We start from the raw sequence: 19107 nt of genomic DNA on the forward strand, positions 1-19107 counted from the left end.
TTCACAGATAAGGCCCAAAGGAACTAATGCAGGCAAGCTCCAAAATGCGCAGCTCCATCTTCCCAAACGACATACGATTAACTTATGGCCGTTCTCGGATCATCTCCACGAAATTCATGGCGGCAGCGGATAATGCTTCATGCTTGCGGGTGCAAACCGCAATGATATTTTGCAGCTCGATGCCATCGACGTATACCTGGCTGAGCTCACCGCGCTCCACGTATTCCCGAACCACGAGCGAAGACACGAAGTTGGCTCCGTATCCGGCAACGACGGCCGTGATCGCTTCGTGCAGGCCGTTGAATTGCAGCGTGATGCGGGGCGAAGGCGCGCTGTGGGTGCGGCATAAGGCAAATAACCGTTCCCGCGTCGAGCTTCCTTCCTCCCGCATGACAAAGGGCTCTCTCATCATCTCGTCCAGGGAGATATGCTGATTGGCATAACGGTGGTCGGGGGAGACGACAAACCACAGCTCATCCCGGAACAGCTCCTCGGTCTGTATCGTATCCGGCGATTCCTCAGGGAGGCCGCCGTATATCGCAAGATCCACGTCCATGTTCAGCAGCTGCTTAAGCGCATCGCTGGAATTCGTGGTGGTAATGCTCATTTCCACGTCTTCGTACCGCTGCTTGTATTTTGCGAGCCAGGCCGGCAGAAGAAAATGGGAAGGGAGGTAGGTTGCGGCCAGTCGGATATGCCCCCTCGAACCGCTGCGGTAATCCCGGCAGAATTGTTCGATCTGCTGCTCAACCGAGAAGAGCCTTTTGGCAAGCGGGAGCAGCTCGGCGCCAGCCTGCGTCAATCCGATGCCTCTGCCCTGCGGCTTGAACAGGGTAAGGGAAAGCTCCTTCTCGAATTTCTTAACCTGTGCCGTTATGGCCGGCTGGCTTATATTTAATAATTCGGCAGCCCGGGTGACGCTGCCGGTTGTGGCAATGACGTGAAACAGCCGTAAGGCATGTAAATTCATATGGAGCCGCACTCCTGTCCAATTTATATATTATATTTATATAACCCATTTAATTATATATTATTTTTATAATACTAAATCACATACAATGAATGTGTAAAATCCAATTTGAAGTTTAAGGGAGGAAACAGGCATGAAAGCGAATGCGAATGATGCTGCGACTTGGGGTAAAGTGGACGATTATGTGACGGAACATTTGATTCCTTATGACGAGGTGCTGGAGAAGGTGTTGGCCGCAAACCGGGAGGCAGGCTTGCCTGAGATCGATGTATCTCCCGCTCAGGGCAAGCTGCTGAACGTGATCGTTCAGATCAAGGGAGCGAAACGAATCTTGGAGATCGGTACGCTTGGCGGTTACAGCACGATCTGGATGGCTAGGGGGATCGGGGCAGGAGGGCGGCTGATTTCATTGGAGCTCGATCCGCATCATGCGAAGGTTGCCAAATCCAACGTAGCGTTGGCTGGACTGGAGGATAGGGTCAGCATCCGCGTAGGCGATGCATTGGCGCAGCTGGAGCAGCTGGCTAAGGAAAAGGCGGAGCCGTTCGATCTGATCTTCATCGATGCCGATAAACCGAACAATCCGAATTATTTGAAGTGGGCGCTGCAGTTCTCCAAGGCCGGAACCGTCATCATTAGCGATAATGTCATCCGGAACGGAGAAGTCATCGATTATCACAGCACAGACCCTCGGGTGCATGGCATCCGAAAATTCATGGATATGCTGTCGGCAGATGCCTCGATTGCCGGCACGGCCATTCAAACGGTTGGAAGCAAGGGATATGACGGGTTTTATATCGGAATTGTGCAGTAGAGGACATAACGGCCCGTACCATGCTCTGAATGCGATAGCCCTGCCCTTACGGAAGAATGGTATGAAGATTCCGATATTTGGGAGGGAACGACAAAAGGGCTGCATCCCCCGTATGCCTAACGAGGGTGCAGCCCTTTTTATCGTATTCAACATGCTAATTACATCTTCAGGTCATGACCCGTTCTGGAAGCGTCGCCCTGTTCCTTAGGGCTGAACGGCCACCAGTTGGCCCGGCCGAAGATGCGAACCATCACGGGCACGAAGAATGGCAGGAACAGGAGAGCATAAAGCACAAGTCCAACCAAGACGACCGTGGCGATCTGCATCATGGACAATACGCCGGATGGATACATGGCCGCAAAAGTGCCGCCAAGAATGACCACCGCGGACAGAATGACCGTGCCCATGTTGCGCATGGCATGGAGAATGGCATCCTGAACGTTCCAGGCTTTGTTCTCGTTGAAGCGTGCCATCAGGAAGATACTGTAATCCACCCCTAGCGCGATCAGCATGACAAAGCTGAAGAACGGCGTGGCCCAAGTAATGCCGGAATACCCGAAGCCGTGGACGAAGATCATCTCCGTAACGCCGACGGCGGTAAAGTACGTGATGACAAGCGAAATAATCAGGTAGATCGGCATCACGATGGATCGCAGCAGCACGACCAGGATAATGAAGATTCCGCTCAGCATGAGAATCACGGTACGCGTGTAATCTTCATTCGAGATGCTCTGCAAATCGTTGTTGGTGCTGGTAATGCCGCTGATGGCAACCTCGGCGTTCTCCAGCTTCGTGTCTTTAACTGCACGGTCGACGGCTGCCTGAATCTGTTCGACGCTGCCCAGCGCTTCTTCGCTGTACGGATTGGTTGACAGCACCACATCCAGCGTCATCACTTTGCGGTCATCGGACAAGTAGGTATCGAATACCGTCTGGAATTCTTCGTTCTCCAGGGCTTCCTGCGGGATGAAGAATCCGCTGAGGTCCTCATCCTGAACGTCCTGAATTTGCTGCAGGTAATCCTGAGCGGAATGCAGTCCGTCCGAAATTTGTTTCAGCCCGTCGGCGCTGGAATTCAGTCCTTCCGTCAGCTCTCCGATCTGTCCGGTAAGATCGCCGAACCCGTCTGCAAGCTGCTTCTGGCCGCCTTGCAGCTGGTCCAGTCCGCCCGTAATGGAAGGGATCTGGCTTACGATTTGGCCCTGCCCGTTAGCGGCTTGCGAGAGGCCGGATTGAAGCTCTGCGATTCCGGACACAAGCTGCTGAAGACCGTCGGCAAGCGCCGTTTGACCTGCGGCTGCCTTGGCGTAGCCGGCGTTGGCTTCCGATAAGCCTGCCGATGCGCCCTTAAGCTGCTCGGAGATCTGTCCCAACCCCGCGGCCAGCTCTGCCGTGCCTGCTGCCGTTTGGGTAACGGTGCCTTTAATCGTTTGATAATCGGTATCCTGAACGAGTTCCGGATGGCTGCTCTCCAATCCCGTGAAGGAGCCTTCAAGTCCTTTCAGAGCAGCGGCAACGCCGCCCAGCTGTTCCTGGATTCCGGCAACGCCGCCGTTTAGGGCCGCTAATCCGGTGTCGAGCTGCTTGTAGCCTTGAAGCAGCTGGTCGTGGGCAGCAGCCAACTCTTTCGCGCTTTGCGCTGCCTTGGCAAGTCCGGCTTTCAGCTCGCCGGCACCGGCGCTTCCGCTTTGAATCCCTTTTTGAATGGCGCTGAGACCCTGACCAAGCTCGGTGATGCCGTCCTTCAGGTCGGCCGTTCCCTTCGTCAGCTCTTGCGCTCCCGCAGCAGCCTCATTCAGCTTCGGTGCATTCTCGCTGAGCTGCTTGCCTGCTTCGGAAAGTCCGTTCTGAATTTGGGTCAGCCCGTCTTTGGACTCTCCCAATCCTTCATTTAACGTTTTGACTTGAGTCGGAATGAGGAAATCGTTGATTTGCTCGCCGGTTGGACGCGAAAGTCCGCGAACGCTCGAAACGCCTTCAACCTTTTCCACTTCCCGGCTGATTTTTTCCGCGAGTCCCATGTACTCCGCCGTATCCATCCGGTCATCGTTCTTGATCACGATGGTGGAAGGCAGCGACTGCCCGGGACCGAAGCTGTCCGAAATGATATTAAAGCCCTTGACCGAATCATAACTCGGACCGATTTCCTCCAGGCTGTTAAACGACAGCTTGCCGCTGTACGTAGCGAGGAAGGGCCCGACGATGACGGCCACGACGAGCATGGCGGCCCAAGGACGCTTGAGGGAGAAGGAACCGGCCGCTCCCCATAGTTTATTTTCGCTGTGTTCCAGCTTGCCGCGTGACGGCCAGAAGAGTTTCTTCCCGAGGACCGCCATGAAGAACGGCACGACCGTGACTAACGCAAGAAGCATAACCGCGATGCCGATCGCGACCGCAACCGCGGATTTATACAGAATGAACTTGGATAAACCGATGGCTGCAAAGCCGACGAATACGGCAAGACCGGAATAAAGCACGGTGCCGCCGGCTTTCCGATAAGTTTCGATAATGGCCGATTGGGTATCTTCGGACGTGGTGAGTTCTTCCTTAAACCGGCTGATCAGCAGGATGCAGTAGTCGGTTCCGATCCCGAACATGACGGCCACCATAAAGATCTGGGTGAAAGTGGATATCGGGAAGTTGAACTGGTCCACGAGAAAGGATACGACCGACTGGGACACGAGATAACTGAGCCCCACGGTCAACAACGGCACGAACGGTGCCACGAAGGAACGGAATACAACGAACAGGATCAACAGAATAAAGATGACCGTAATATATTCCGTTTTCTTCAGGCCTTCCTCGGAGCTGACGATGGTATCTTCGTTGATGAGACCTTCGCTGGTCAGATAATGATCGGCTTGAACGCCTTCGAGCACCTGATCGACCTTCCCGGGCAGCTCTTTCACGGCTTCCTCGCCTCCGCTGACCTGAAGCGCGACCATGATGGTCTTGCCGTCTTTGGCGATGAGCGTGTCTTCCAGCTCCGTCTGCGTGAACGGTTCATTTATGGAATCGATGTGAAGGCTGTCTTTATTGTCGTTTAAAGCTTGAACGCCCTGCCGGATGCTTTCCTTATCCGCTTCGCTTAACCCGTCGGGTTTGTTGAAGACAAGCGCAACCTGGTTCAGGGTTTCCCCGCCCTCGCCCCCGGAGGCTTCCTTCAGGATTTCAGCCGCGCGCGAAGAAGTATATCCATCCGGCACGGATAGCTGGCCCTTCTCCCGCACCAGGTCCGCCATGGAAGGCGCAAACATAAACAGCGCGACGGCGGCCACCAGCCACAGCACGATGATGGCCCATCTTGCTTTCAGTATAGCTCTCAATTCTTTCTCCCCCCTGATTCAAACATCAATTGCCCCAGTTTCTCGAACATGGAGATAAACATTTCGATATCTTTTTCTTCAAAATGCTGCAGGTAAGGGGAGATGATCTCCCTCATCTGCTCCTGGGCCGATTCAAAAATCGTATGTCCGTACTCCGTTAAAGTCAGATACACCAGCCTGCGATCCGCTTCGTCCCGGGTTCTGTCGATAATGCCGGCATCCACGAGACGGTTTACGATGGCCGTGACCGAGCTTTTGCCGACCGCGAGCGCTTCCGCCAGATAGGATGAGGTACAGCGATCCATGCCGTTGATCAAGCGTACCACCTGAAACTGGTCGCTGGTCAGGTCTTCGCCGAGCTGCTCTCGAATCTGGGCATTGATCCGCCGCGATACCAGCAGGTAGACATCGACATACCGGTCGATCCACTGCCTTGCTTTGTCGTTCAATGATAGTTCTCCTCTCAAATAGTTCACGTATGAAATAGTTTCATTAATGAACTATATGGCAGAAGGAAGGAAAAGTCAATCTCAGCATGAGAACACATGCAGGCCGCCTCGGAATCAAGCCCTTTGGCAGGTCCGCAAGGCCTTTTGATAAAACGGGCAATGTACGAGACAAAGAAGGGTAGAGGAGCGTTATCGCGGATAATACGAAAATCCCGGATACTTTACGACGGGCCACTTCTCCTTGCGCAAAGCGTCGGTGACTTCGTTTCCGACGTTCAGGTTATCCCGGACCAGGTCCCGTGGGGTCAAGGCCATCCATTGATTCAAGGATATATCCTCGAACCGGTCGCTTCTGAACATTTCCAGAAACCATAAGGATTCCGTCCCCGTGTTCTGTATGTAGTGACCGAAGGCAAAAGGCACGTAACCGACGTCGCCGGCTCTGTAATCGAAGGTCCGAGCCGCTCCATTGCCGGCAAATACGGTCATTCGTCCCTGCCCGGTCAAGTAATACTGCCATTCGTCCTGATTCGGATGCCAATGGAGCTCTCTCATGGCGCCAGGTTTGATCTCGACTAACGCGGCAGCAACGGTTTTGGAGATCGGAAAATTGCGGGAATCCACGATTCTTACGCTTCCGCCAGGGGTTATGATCGGTTCTTGCGCCAACAGCCGGTGCTTGAAGCTGAGCGGCACCGTTCCGTAGGGAGACTGCACCTCCTGGTTGGCAAGCGAACCCGGTACCTGGTCTTGAAATATATAAACCTGCTCCTTCGGAATATGGGCAAACGCATCCTCCGGGACGCCGAAGTTGGCGGACAACACGTCCTTAGGCGTGTGGGCAAACCAGTCGGAGATCGATAAGGTGTTCAGGTCCGAGAAGTGGCCGTCGTCAAAGACCAGCAGAAATTCACAGCCTTCCTCGAGTCCTTGGATCGAGTGGGGGAGGCCGGCCGGAAAATACCAAAGATCGCCAGGTCCCACATCCGCGATAAAATTCCTGCCGCTTGCATCCATGGCCGTAATCCTGGCGCTGCCCCATATCATATAGGACCACTCCGCCTGCTGATGCCAATGCAGCTCCCGAACCCCGCCGGGCGTCAGGCTCATGTTCACGCCGGCCAGCGTGGTCGCAATCGGCAGGTCCCGTACCGTAATTTCCCGCGACCAGCCGCCATGATTCAGCTGCATATGCGTGTCGGAGAACGACATTTTCAGATTCGGCATCAAGCCTGCATCCGTGACCGGAGGTACAAGCATGTCGGGATTCTCGATATCCCTCATCACATCCCGCGGACCATAGTCCGGCCCGCCTGCACCGTCGCTGCGAATCGGCTGGGGTATACGGCCAGCATGTTCTCGTTTCTGGTTCTGATCCTCCATCATCGGTATCTCCCTCCATATGGTGTTTACGTATCCGGTTTAACTGCCATCCATTAAGCTTATGAGCCGGCGCTTGGCTAATATGTTGAGGAAAACGAAGTCGTCCAGGGAGAGATTCGCAATGACATATCTCAGGTTCAATCGAAAAGAGTGTTGACATTTGAAAAGCGCTGCAGGGCACAGTTATCGGAGCCTACGTATTTATGCGGTGCGGCGCGATTCGTTTCCCAAGCGTTAAACCAAACCAGACCAGAAACAGAATGAGAGGCAGGGAGATCAGGGTTCCCATCGCGAATGCCGTGGCATCCACGATTCCAGTGGACAGCAGGCGGTTGAGCGCATAAATTCCGTATGGAATTTCAAGGACCGCAGCTGTAATGACGCCAGGGGTGTATGCCTTCAGCGCGATTGAGGCCCCCACATGTTTCACGCCGTCCAGCAGGAACACCGTAACGAAGCCCGCGAACAGGGCGTTAAACGGGCTGCCGATATGGAAGGTATACGCCGTTAGAAACGTTACGCAGGTGAGAACGAAGCCAATCAGCAGTACGGCAAAGGAGAATTGCAGGGTGATGTTCTTATCCCACGGAATGGATACTGGCGAAAATTTCGTGATCCAGGGGCTGTTCTTGTTCTTCCTGAGCCACCATTCCATCGTGGCAATCTCTTCTCCGTCGTGAATGAAAAATACAACCGGCAGCAGCCACAACAACATGACGAAATTCCAATCCGGCATGAATGACAGCATAATCCTCATTTCTCCCTTCAATCTAACCATATTAGCGATGCCTAAAGAAAAAAACTGAGTAAACACTCAAATTCAGAGGATAAAAGAAGCCGATGCAGCATGTTCTATACGGCCATCAGCTATTTTTATACATCGTTCTTCACGGAGAAAAAACGTCATGATCCGGGTTCTTCGTTCATCCCATGCAGCAGCAGCCGGACGAGCTCGCGAATATAGGATTCGTCCCCGAGCGGGAGCGCTTCCTCTCCGAAACGGGAATGGAGCATACCATAGACCAGGATGGACGAGGTCATCATCATCATGGCAACCTGAACCGTGTGTTCCGGTTGACGACTCGATCCCGCCGCCTGTTCGAGCATGCTGCTGCCTGCTGTCCCAAGACCACCGATCAGCCGCAAAACCTCTTTTGATACCTCGGCATCCTTCATGAGTTCAGGTGACCAGATGAGCATCAGATAATCCATGTTCGTCCTGAGGAACTGGAGATATGCGATGCCGTATTGAAACAGGGCCTCGTCCGCAGGAAGCTTCGACAATTCACCTGCATCCTCTTGAAGCTGCGCAGCAAAGGAAAAATTGTTCACAAGAAAGAGCAGCAGCTTCCGTTTATCTCCAAAGTGGTAGAAGATCAGCCCTTCGGCCACGCCGCTTTCGGCCGCAATCTCTTTGGTTGTCGTTGCATGGAATCCCTGCTGGGAGAACAGCTTCAGAGCGGCGTTCAATATCCGTTCCTTCTTGGCATTTCGACGGGTTGTTGTAGGCATAGGCAGATGTCTTTCTCCTTTGGAATGAAATAGGCAAAACTTCCTTGTGGAGCTTCCGGTTTCCATGGATGCTAAATAGTCATGAGTGATGAATTCAAAATACTGAGTGTTTACTCAAAAGTATAATCACTCCCCGAATATTGTCAACCCTCGAAGTATCACCGCAGGGACTGTTCATTGTGGTCATGTTCTACCAAGGTGCACGGACAGACAACGTGCCCAAATGGAATAGCCAGAGAGTGAAAAGGCGCTGCAGGGTTTGAAATTTCGATATCATAAAAAACCACGTCGTTTACGACGTGGTTATGTCTCTCTTACCGTGATCCGCGTAATATTCGACGAGGTAATCGCGGAAGGAAATCGCGGCCTTGGACAAGTATCTGGATTCCAGCCATGCGATTTGGAATACCCGGCGTGCGAGAGGTTCTTGAATGCTGAGCTTCGTCAGCTTTAATTCCTCGCTGCTTCTGCATTCCCCGATTAAAGCCACGCCAAACCCCGAACGGACCAGATCGGCGATGGTCCCGGGGTCTTCCACCTCGCAGACGACCTTCGGGTGAAAACCGGCTTGTTTGCAAAACTCGTTATTCATCTTCTGATACGGATGGCCCTCTTTATAACCCACAAAGGATTCTCCGGCAGCCTCGCTTAAGCGGATGCGATTGTTTCCGGCTAAGCGGTGGGTGGGGGGGACTGCCAAGAACACCTCTTCCACGTGCAATGGCAAGCTGCGTATATCCGGATGCCGAACGGGCATGGAGGTCAGAAAGAAGTCCACTTCGTTATGCTCAATCGTCTGAACCATATCCTCCATCGAGGACTGGATAATATGAAAGTTGACCTTCGGATGTTCGCGCAGAAACAAGCGTAAAGGCTCGCGGAGCTGCTCCATGTTGGACAAGGCCAAATGAATGCGCCCATGCTCCAGCCCCGCAAGATCTTCCACTTCCCGCCGTCCCTCTTCCAGCAGCTGCAGGGCAGCGGTGGCTTTCGCCAAAAATGCTCTGCCGTACGGATTGAGGCGGATTTGCCTGCCTTGGCGTTCAAATAACGGAACCCCGAGATTCTCTTCGAGTCTGGAGATCGTCTTGCTGAGCGCCGGCTGAGCAATATGGAGCTCCTCTGCGGCTTTGGTCATATGTTCAAGCCTTGCTACGGTAACAAAATACTTCAGCTGCAACATTTCCATTACGGTTCACCGTCCCTGCTTATATACTCCAGTATATATATACATAGATTATTTTGTATTTTTTATTATCTATCGATGATTATAGAATGGTCTCAGAAACAAGATCAAGGGATGCATGAAAGGATGATCGATATGAGAGCCGCTGCGTTCAGTACGATTGGACCGCCGGAAGTTTTGCGCATTTTGGACTTCGAAGATCCTCATGCCGGCAACGGCCAGATCAGGGTTAACGTCAAGGCGGCAGGCGTGCAGCCGGCCGACTGCGGAATCAGGGGAAGCGGCTGGGCGCCGCCCGGGGTGACATTGCGGATGCCGCAAATCCTCGGCAACGAATTCGCCGGAACGGTTGATCAGGTAGGAGAGGGAGTGACGGACTTTGAAGTCGGGGATGGCGTCATTGGCTGGTCACTACTTGCCTGCTACGCTGAATATGTCGTGGTCAGCGCAGACCAAGTTGTACGGAAACCCGATTCGATGCCATGGGAGGAAGCGGGTGCCTTGACCGCATCGGGGCAAACCGCCCATACGGCACTTGGGATGCTAGGGGTTGGCCATAAGGATACGGTTTTGATTCATGCGGCAGCGGGGGGAGTCGGCTCTTTTGCCGTCCAGATCGCACGAGCCCGGGGAGCGCGGGTCATCGGTACCGCAAGCGAGCGAAATCATGATTATCTTCGTTCGCTGGGCGCCGTTCCCGTTGTTTATGGACCAGGCCTTGTAGACCGGGTCAAGGCTTGCGCCCCCGAGGGAGTGACAGCCGCGCTGGATGCCGCCGGCGAAGAAGCGCTGCGGGCCTCGGTGGCGCTTGTCGGCGACCGGAGCCGCATCGGAACGATCGTGGCTTTCGATCTGGTAGAAGAATTGGGGGTGCGTCCGATCCGCAGCCAGCGATCCAAGGATCGATTAGCGGAACTGGTCCAAATGTATGAACAAGGGAAGGTGAAAATCCATGTGTCGCAGACGTTCTCGCTGAGCGAAGCTGCTGAGGCGCATCGTGCCGTGGAATCCGGTCATGTCCGGGGAAAGGTCGTGCTGCGGATAGACCAGCCATGAGATCCGCGCATGATTTCAGAGAAAAGGGTTGTTCCAAGAGTAGATCTTTTACTGCCGGAACTCCCTTTTCTTTTTTTTAGCTTTGTCCCCGAATTTCTACCGTTACAAAACCATGATTGAATGGGCAACAGCGATTGGAAGAATGATCCGTACGTGCAGCGTCATACAAAAGACGGAGGGGGCGTCCCAGACTAAGGTCCAGGAAGAAACTGGTCCGCGGCAGCGTGTGAACTTTTTCCTCCGCGATATAATGGACATATACATAAACAGGAATGGACGTGGAGGATTTGAAGAGAAAACAGAGCATGCTGGCCGTGAAAATTTCGTCGCTGTTGATATTTGCCGTGCTGGTCGGATGCGATGCTGCCCAAAATGCCGATGAAGCCGTAAACCGGGAGCTTGATAAATTAGCGCAAATCGGGAACCTAGCCGGCGAATCGGCGATAGCCATCAGCGATCAAGTAAAACGGGAAGGGAAGGAGTTCGAATGGACGACGGCTCAGGAAGCCGGCACGGCCGAGGGACTGGTCATCGACCATGCCGTAGGCAATATCGAGCTTATCGCGGTACCCGGTAGCGAGGTCAACGTGAAAACAACCGTGTGGTTCAACGAAAGTTTTTTCAAGAACGATAACATTCGCACCCGGGTGACGGAGCAGGCCGCTACCTCCTTGGCGCTCCAGGATGGCATGCTGGAATTAAGGACGCATCCTAGAGACGACTCCGGCATTAGCCTGTGGGACTGGTCGCAGAAGCAGTTCGGCGATTCCGGATTCATGATCGATTATGTGATCGAGGTACCGGAAGCCCTGCAGAATATCCGTATCAAGAATGATGTCGGGAAGGTAAGGGTGAACGAGCTGAAGGGGGCTTTCGAGCTGCAGCTGGGAGCCGGGGAAGTTCAACTCAACCAAACGGAAATCACGGGCAGCTCCAGGATCGTATCCGAAGCGGGCAGCATCAAGCTGGATATTGGGCAGATCGACCCGGACGGCTCGCTGACGGCCAACACATCGGCAGGCAGCATCACCGCTGCGTTCGCGCCGTCCATGAAATATACGCTGAATACCGAAACCGAGCTTGGACAGATTACAGGAGCAAGCCGGGGACAGAGCGACGTCAACGGCGGCGGAGCGAAAATATCCCTGACGACCTCGGTCGGTTCCATCAAGGTTAATCCATAAGCGGCACATACACACAAACAAACCCGGATGAGGCTCCGGGTTTGTTTTTTTGTTACAGCAATAACCAATGTGCGAATGGATAGCGGATTACATTAACTTCAATACTTGGCACAATTGATATAAGTAGTGCACGCCGCGTATCTGGTTATGATTGAGGTGATTGAGGTACACCAGCGTGTCCTTGAGCACCCGTCTGGCGTTATGAACCTGATGATGCTCGAGCTCATGCAGGACGTCCTTGATGACTTCAAGCGGGTAATTGGCTGAGCGGAGAATCCGAATGATCATAATCTGCCGGATTTGGGCACCATCGAATTTCCGGTAGCCGTTAACCTGATCCCGCGGCAGAATAAGGACGCCTTCCTTCTCCCAATGGCGGATGGCCGAGGAGGGAACGCCGATCTCGGCCGCAACCTCCCCGATGGTCAGCTCTTTCTTGCGGCCTCGGGCATCGACTGCGTCAAGCTGCTCCGTTTCCAGAATGCGGATGGTCCGCTCCGCAAGGATTTTATCCTGCTGGAGGCGGGCTTGCACCTCGCTTACGATCCAGAGCGCATCATCCAGCTCCCTTTCCTGCAGCTTCTTCATGACTTGCTTCGTCACGTCTACGCCGAAACCGGGAAACATGGCGCGGATGCACTCGAAATAAGCGGCATGCTCCTCGGTATATAACCGGTAGCCGTTCGGCGCACGCTCGGCAGGAGGGACAATTCCCCATTTCTCATAGTGCTTGAGCGCACTTGTGGTAATCCCGAGTTTCTTGGCGATATCAATCGGTCGGATGCCCATGATGTCCCCCCTACTTCATCCGGATCTGCCTGAATCCTTACTTATTGGGGGATTGTATCATGAAGTGCGTTTCCGAGAAAAGACGGATGAAAAAATAACCTGTCACCTTGGGTGTGAATCATGCTCAGAATCATTGCCGTTCCAAAAATGCCCGAATGTATTGAACGATTTCCGGTCCATGGGATTCCAATGCAAAATGACCGGCACCCTTTAGAAGATGCAGCTCGGCATGAGGCAAATCACGCTGATACGGATGGGCTCCGTTCTCAGGGAAGATGTGGTCGCCTTGCCCCCACACAATCAGGGTTGGCGGCTGAGCATTGCGGAAATATTGCTGCCAAGCCGGATACAAGGGAGGATTCGATCCGTAATCCAGGAACAAATCCAGTTGAATTTCCTGATTGCCGGGACGGTCGAGCAGCGCTTGATCCAAGGTATAGGTGTCCGGGCTGATGAGGGAGGCGTCATCGAGACCATGCGTATACTGCCACTTCGTTGCCTCGATGCTGGTAAGCCAGCGCAGAGCCTCGCGTTTATCCGGGTTTGCCGGATCTTCCCAGTAAGCTTTAATGGGATTCCAGAATTCTTCGAGTCCCTCATCGTAGGCGTTCCCGTTCTGAATGATCAGGCCTCGGATCCGCTCGGGATGTCGCGACGCGATCCGGAACCCGACGGGTGCACCATAGTCCATCAAGTACATATAGAAGGTCTGGATATTTAATTGTGCCAGCAATTCTTCGATGAGCTGACTGAAATGGTCAAAGCTGTACCGGAACTGATCATGGTCTGGCGCGCTGCTGTAACCAAATCCCGGATAATCAGGTGCGATCACATGATACCGATCGGCAAGGGACGGAATCAATTGACGATACATATGGCTGGAAGTCGGGAAACCATGCAGCAGTAATACGACAGGCGAGCCGGGAGCTCCTGCTTCACGGTAAAAAATGTCCAAACCGTTGATTTTAGCCGTATGATACTGGATTTTATGTTCCATTGGATAAACGCCTCCTTGAATACCTGCGATTTTTTTATGAAGCGATTGCTATGTAGATCCTTTTGACTGGTCGTCATTTATTTGTAGAACACTTCCCCTCCCTTCTTATTAACCATCATAACTAATTTAAGGGTATTATATATCCCGAATATTAACCTGTAAAGTTTTATTTTGGGTATTAAAAAAGGAATCTTAGACGGTTTATCTAAGATTCCTTCGTTTGTTGTTTCTGACGCTCCAGATAAGCAGCGACCTTCATGCGGTTTCCGCATGTTTTGGGGCTGCACCAGCGCCTTGTGCCGTTTTTGCTATTGTCGTAAAAGCGAAGCACGCACGCCGGATTTTCGCATTTTTTCACCAGCTTCAAGTCATGGGTAGTTAAAAAATCAACGGCAGATGCGGCGATCGGGCTCAGCAGGTCCAGCGGCTTCCGAAAAAGCATCCGGCTTTTGCGGCTGTACGCGCTGCCTTCGGCCACGAGCACGGTGCGCATGATTTGCTCCTTCAGCAGCCCGTTGATGAACTGCAGGCTTGCTTCGGTTGAACTCTCGTTCGCACTGCCCGGCTGAATCAGGTGAAAGATGTGGTCGCGGAGCAATCTGGCGGACTCCACGATCCGGGCTTCCTCCTCGTTGCCGTTATATACCGCCTTGCGCAGGTTGCGTTCCGCCTCCGACAGCAGGTTCGCCTTCACCATCCAATCCATTAAAGAATCGAAAGTATCCAGCAAATCCAGCGGCTGAGCGTTGACAGCGATCTTGGTATTCACGAAATCCAGCACGGGATGGTTGCCAATAAAATAAAATTCGGGTGCGATTTTTTTCGGCATGGGTACCTCTCCTCAGAAAACACGATACGTAGCGTAGATATTCATAGCCTATTATAAAGTCAATTGCGGTGCACAGACAACCAACAGGGCTTCAAACATTGTACATAAACCTTAAAGCTCCGTGACGGCTTTCGCCGTTGAAAACAGTGGTGGAGCAACCTTCGCAGGTTTGAAATTTTGTACTTGCATCAATGTTGTAAGATGGGTTTGTAAAATGAAGGAGGTAGGGAAGATGGAAGGAACGATTAAGATTCGCGGTGCCAGGGAGAACAATCTGAAAAATGTTTCGCTTGAGATTCCCAAATACAAACTGGTCGTCATGACAGGTCCGTCCGGCTCGGGCAAGTCCACGCTGGCCATGGATACGCTGCAGCGGGAATGTCAGCGGCAGTACATGGAATCCATGGGCATGGTGTCGGACACGGTCAGCAAGCCGAAGGTGGATTCGATTGAAGGGCTCTCCCCGTCGATCAGCGTGGGTCAGCACATTACGAACCGGAACCCGAGATCCACCATCGGAACGGTGACGGATATCTATACGCTGCTCCGGATTCTGTTTGCCAAGCTGGGGGAACGAAGCTGTCCTTCCTGCGGCGACAAGGTGATACCAAGTGTGGACGGAGAAGCCTATCACGGTCCTTCTGACGAGGAAGAAATCAGCGATTCCCACGAGACGGTTCATTGTAGGCGATGCGGTCATGGTCTCGACAAATTGACGATGTCGCATTTTTCCTTTAACAAGCCGGAAGGCGCATGCGAAACGTGCAGCGGACTCGGCCAAACGGTCAGCCTGAACATGGAAGCCGTGTTCCAGCTTGATTTGAGCCTAAGAGACGGCGGGGTGGCAATATGGTACAGCGCTCTTACCGATTATAACATCAGCATTCTGAAAGCAGCAGCCAAGTATTACGGGTTTGTGTTCGATGAGTTTATGCCGCTTCGGGATTATGGCGACGTTCAGCGCGATCTCCTGTATTATGGCGTGGAGAGTGAGCCGTTCAGCCGGCACTTTCCTGACGTGAAGCCGCCGAAGTCCGTAGGACAAGGCAAGTACGAGGGCGTAGTCACCGGAATATGGAGAAGGTACCGGGAGAAGGGGAGCGAGTCCGGGGAAGCGTCCCTGTTTCATGAGCATGTCTGCCCGGATTGCCGCGGAACGAAGCTGAAGGAGGACAGCCGCCGCGTCCGGATTGACGGCGTCTCCATTAACGAAGTTAACGCATGGTCGATCGGGGAAGCGCTGAATTGGATGGAGGCGCTGCTGAAGAAGCTGACGGCGGACCAATTAACGATCGTGGAACCGCTCATTTATGATTCCGTCGTGAGACTAAAGCGCATCATGGATGTCGGGCTAGGTTACATGTCGATGGAGAGGCAGGTCGTCACGATGTCGGGCGGGGAAGCTCAGAGGCTTCGGCTCGCATCGATTCTGGGCTCCGGCCTCACGGGCGTGCTGTACATTTTGGACGAACCGACGACGGGTCTGCATCCCAAAGATACCAGGGGACTTATCCAGGTTCTGAAGCAACTGAGGGATCTCGGCAACACGGTGCTTGTCATCGAGCATGACGAAGAAGTGATGCGGGCCGCCGATCATATCATTGATATCGGACCGGGTGCGGGAACGATGGGCGGCACGGTCGTCGGTCAAGGAACGCTGGAGGAATTGATAGGGAATCCCGAGTCCGTGACCGGATCGTATTTCCGGGATCCCACGATGCTGGCGGCTCCGAGTCGGCGGAGGACCGGAAACGGCAGCCTGCTGACGATCGAGGATGCACATCTGAGAAATCTGAAACATATTACGACCTCTTTCCCGCTAGGCTGTCTCATATCGGTGACAGGCGTATCGGGTTCTGGTAAATCCACGCTTTTATTTGATCTTCTGGCGGAATCCGGAAGCGATCAATCAACTCCAATCGGCTGCAAAGCCATCACGGGCTGGGAATCGGTGGGACAGCCGATCAAGGTTAACCAATCGCCGGTATCCCGAATGCAGCGCTCTAACATTGCTACCTATACGGATGTTTACACTCATATCAGAAACTGGTACGCCAGCTTGCCGGAAGCTAAACAGAATCAACTGACGGCCAAGCACTTCTCTTTTAATACGCAAGGCGGGCGCTGTGAGACATGCCAAGGCCTTGGCGTCGTGTCCGTGCATATGCACTTTCTGCCGGAGCTGGAAGTACGCTGCCCGGACTGCAAGGGCAAGCGCTTCAAGGAAGAGGTTCTCCGGGTGACTTTTAACGGTTACACCATTTCCGATATTCTGGATATGACGATTGAGGAAAGTCTTGCCCTGCTGGAAGTGAAGCCAAAGATCATGGAATTGACCCGGCTGCTCTGCGATGTCGGACTTGGATATTTGAAGTGGGGACAATCGGTGAGCACCCTGTCGGGCGGCGAGGGACAGCGGATCAAATTAGCAAAGGAACTGAGTAAAAAAACGAAAAACCACACGCTCTATTTGCTGGACGAACCCTCGACCGGACTTCACCCGGGCGATGTCCGGCAGCTTCTCGTCCTGTTAAACCGTTTGGTGGATGCGGGGAACACCGTGATTTTGGTTGAGCACAATCTGGACCTGATCTGGAATTCCGATTGGATCATCGATATCGGGCCTGGCGGGGGAGCAGCCGGCGGATCGCTGGTGGCGACAGGAACACCCGAAGAAGTGGCTGCAGTGGAAGCCTCGTTTACCGGCCGCTTTATCAAAGAAATCTATATGTGACGGGTTGAACGAGAAGGGAGGAAGTTGGAATGGAGCAAACCGTAGATGAGAAAGGCAAGGTAACAAAAACCACGGTTCGATATTTTATCAAGCTTCTGCGTTCTTCGGGCATTCCGAAGCTGGTGCTCTTTCTGGCGATCGTATTAAGTTTGGTCGGGGCGGTGACGGGACTTATCGTCCCGCTCATCACCGGCCAGCTCATCGATAATTTCGCCGCAGATGCGTTTAATATTCGCATGGTCGGCTTTCTGGCCGTCCTCTTCCTGCTGGAAGCCGTGGCCAGCGGTCTTTCGTATTATATGCTTGCCTATGTCGGGAACCAGACGGTGAACAAAATTCGGAAACGGCTCTGGACGAAGGTGCTGGCCCTGCCGGTTCCGTTCTTCGACAAGCATCGCTCGGCCGAGACGATGAGCCGTGTAACCAACGATACGAATGAAGTAAAGACGCTGATCACGGATCATCTGATCGCTTTTTGCTCGAATCTGCTGACCGTTTTGGGGGCTGTTGCGATCCTGTTTTACCTGGATTGGCGGATGACCCTCATCATCCTGATTGCCGTTCCGGTCGGGTTCGGCATTTTGATGCCCATCGGCGGAAAAATGTACAAAATCTCCATCAGCATGTATGGACAGCTGGCCCAGCTGTCCGCCATGCTGACCCAGGTGATCGGCGAGATCAGGCTGGTGAAAGCCTCCAATGCAGAGCGGAGGGAGGAGAAAAGCGGGTATGAGGATATGGACAGCCTGTACCGTTTCGGCATGAAGGAAGCCAAGATTAACTCGGTTCTGATTCCGTTGATGTCGATGGTCATGGTCGTTCTGCTGGTGGTCATCATCGGATACGGCGGCGTTCGCGTTTCTTCCGGTGCGCTCAGCGCCGGCGAGCTGGTATCGTTTATCCTGCTGCTCTTCCAAATCATGTTTCCTTTCAGCCAGTTCGCCACGTTTTACTCCCAGCTCCAGAAGGTGATGGCGGCAACCGAGAGATTGCGGCTTATCCTTGAATTCGAACAGGAGAGCGATCATCGTGCGGTGCGGCCGGCACCGGAAGGTCATCGGGACGTTGAATTCAAAAAGGTTACGTTTGCTTACCATGAAGGTGAAACCATTCTGTCCGACGTAACCTTTTCCATTCCAGCCAAGAAGGTCACTGCCCTGGTCGGGCCCAGCGGCAGCGGCAAAACCACGGTTTTTTCCTTGATCGAGCGTTTCTATGGGCCATCCGGCGGGGAGATTTGCTTCGGTTCGGAAGCAATCCGCGATTATACGCTGGAGTCCTGGCGGCGAAAGCTCGGATATGTGTCCCAGGACAGCCCGCTCATGACCGGAACGATTCGGGACAATATCGTCTATGGGCGAGAGGAGACGGTCTCCGACGAGGAGGTTGCGGAAGCAGCGCGGCTCGCGTACGCGGAAGGGTTTATCGAGGCCTTGCCGAGAGGGTACGACACGGAGGTTGGCGAGCGGGGCATCCAGTTATCCGGAGGTCAGCGCCAACGGGTGGCGATTGCAAGGGCTTTGCTGCGGAAGCCGGACATCCTGCTGCTGGATGAAGCGACGGCAAGCCTGGACAGCGACTCCGAGCACGAAGTGCAGAAGGCGCTGAACAATCTGATGGTGGAACGAACGACCGTGGTCATTGCCCATCGGTTATCGACCGTCGTCGAGGCGGACCAGATTATTGTGCTTGAGAAGGGTCATATTACGGGAAGCGGCACGCATGAAGAATTGATCCGAAGCCATCCGTCCTATGTCGAGTGGGCAAAGAAGCAGTTCCAGACGGGGGAATAGGGACGGGGCAGGAAGGATTATTTACTGCCTGAAACGAATATAACGACAAGGTGACATAGCCTTTAGTTTAGATGAGATTAGAGGA

The 19107-nt window shown here is 53.4% G+C and carries 15 protein-coding genes; 5 read left to right on the forward strand and 10 right to left on the reverse strand.

The annotated features are described in order from the left end of the window. Positions 1–82 precede the first annotated feature (82 nt). Positions 83–970, reverse strand: coding sequence for a LysR family transcriptional regulator (locus tag JNUCC32_RS02380; RefSeq protein WP_192570982.1), 888 nt, complete (start codon positions 968–970; stop codon positions 83–85). A gap of 133 nt (positions 971–1103) precedes the next feature. Here JNUCC32_RS02380 and JNUCC32_RS02385 point away from each other — a divergent pair, with 133 nt between their 5' ends. After that, a complete protein-coding gene (locus tag JNUCC32_RS02385) occupies positions 1104–1784 on the forward strand; it encodes an O-methyltransferase (protein WP_192570983.1) in 681 nt (226 codons plus the stop codon). Between the two features lie 158 nt (positions 1785–1942). On the opposite strand, the gene JNUCC32_RS02390 is transcribed toward JNUCC32_RS02385, so the two are convergent. From JNUCC32_RS02390 to JNUCC32_RS02415, 6 genes are all read right to left on the reverse strand, one after another. After that, positions 1943–5110, reverse strand: a complete 3168-nt coding sequence (locus JNUCC32_RS02390; RefSeq protein WP_192570984.1) for an MMPL family transporter — start codon at positions 5108–5110, stop codon at positions 1943–1945. Next, on the reverse strand, positions 5107–5559 hold the full coding sequence (locus JNUCC32_RS02395) for a MarR family winged helix-turn-helix transcriptional regulator (protein ID WP_090909359.1): 453 nt from the start codon (positions 5557–5559) through the stop codon (positions 5107–5109). Before JNUCC32_RS02395 ends, JNUCC32_RS02390 begins: the two co-directional genes overlap by 4 nt. Before the next feature lie 189 nt (positions 5560–5748). Then, positions 5749–6945 carry an oxalate decarboxylase family bicupin gene (locus JNUCC32_RS02400; protein WP_192570985.1) on the reverse strand — a complete coding sequence of 399 codons (1197 nt, stop codon included), beginning with the start codon at positions 6943–6945 and terminating at the stop codon, positions 5749–5751. Between the two features lie 190 nt (positions 6946–7135). Continuing rightward, a complete protein-coding gene (locus tag JNUCC32_RS02405; RefSeq protein ID WP_096776114.1) occupies positions 7136–7690 on the reverse strand; it encodes an HXXEE domain-containing protein in 555 nt (184 codons plus the stop codon). 155 nt (positions 7691–7845) lie between these two features. Further along, positions 7846–8454: a TetR/AcrR family transcriptional regulator gene (locus JNUCC32_RS02410; RefSeq protein ID WP_192570986.1), complete on the reverse strand. Its 609-nt coding sequence runs from the start codon at positions 8452–8454 to the stop codon at positions 7846–7848. Positions 8455–8746: 292 nt separating this feature from the next. Continuing rightward, complete coding sequence (locus JNUCC32_RS02415) at positions 8747–9643, reverse strand: LysR family transcriptional regulator (RefSeq protein ID WP_192570987.1); 897 nt, start codon at positions 9641–9643, stop codon at positions 8747–8749. Between the two features lie 132 nt (positions 9644–9775). On the opposite strand from JNUCC32_RS02415, the gene JNUCC32_RS02420 reads away from it, so the two are divergent. Both JNUCC32_RS02420 and JNUCC32_RS02425 read left to right on the forward strand, forming a co-directional pair. Continuing rightward, positions 9776–10696 (forward strand): NADP-dependent oxidoreductase, encoded by a 921-nt coding sequence (locus JNUCC32_RS02420; protein WP_192572577.1) that lies wholly within the window; start codon positions 9776–9778, stop codon positions 10694–10696. A gap of 278 nt (positions 10697–10974) precedes the next feature. Then, the gene (locus tag JNUCC32_RS02425; RefSeq protein WP_228468862.1) at positions 10975–11880 is read left to right on the forward strand and encodes a DUF4097 family beta strand repeat-containing protein; all 906 of its coding nucleotides are present in this window, start codon (positions 10975–10977) and stop codon (positions 11878–11880) included. Positions 11881–11967: 87 nt separating this feature from the next. Here JNUCC32_RS02425 and JNUCC32_RS02430 read toward each other — a convergent pair whose 3' ends face one another. From JNUCC32_RS02430 to JNUCC32_RS02440, 3 genes are all read right to left on the reverse strand, one after another. Then, positions 11968–12669, reverse strand: coding sequence for a MerR family transcriptional regulator (locus JNUCC32_RS02430; protein ID WP_192570989.1), 702 nt, complete (start codon positions 12667–12669; stop codon positions 11968–11970). A gap of 130 nt (positions 12670–12799) precedes the next feature. Continuing rightward, a complete protein-coding gene (locus JNUCC32_RS02435; protein WP_192570990.1) occupies positions 12800–13666 on the reverse strand; it encodes an alpha/beta fold hydrolase in 867 nt (288 codons plus the stop codon). 205 nt (positions 13667–13871) lie between these two features. Beyond that, positions 13872–14495, reverse strand: coding sequence for a CGNR zinc finger domain-containing protein (locus JNUCC32_RS02440; RefSeq protein ID WP_192570991.1), 624 nt, complete (start codon positions 14493–14495; stop codon positions 13872–13874). Between the two features lie 232 nt (positions 14496–14727). Between JNUCC32_RS02440 and uvrA the strand changes: the two genes are divergently transcribed. Continuing rightward, positions 14728–17229 carry an excinuclease ABC subunit UvrA gene (gene uvrA / locus JNUCC32_RS02445; protein WP_192570992.1) on the forward strand — a complete coding sequence of 834 codons (2502 nt, stop codon included), beginning with the start codon at positions 14728–14730 and terminating at the stop codon, positions 17227–17229. A gap of 29 nt (positions 17230–17258) precedes the next feature. Further along, complete coding sequence (locus JNUCC32_RS02450) at positions 17259–19022, forward strand: ABC transporter ATP-binding protein (RefSeq protein ID WP_192570993.1); 1764 nt, start codon at positions 17259–17261, stop codon at positions 19020–19022. The last annotated feature ends 85 nt before the right edge of the window (positions 19023–19107 follow it).

The organism is Paenibacillus sp. JNUCC32, assembly GCF_014863545.1.
GTDB lineage: Bacteria > Bacillota > Bacilli > Paenibacillales > Paenibacillaceae > Paenibacillus_AQ > Paenibacillus_AQ lautus_A.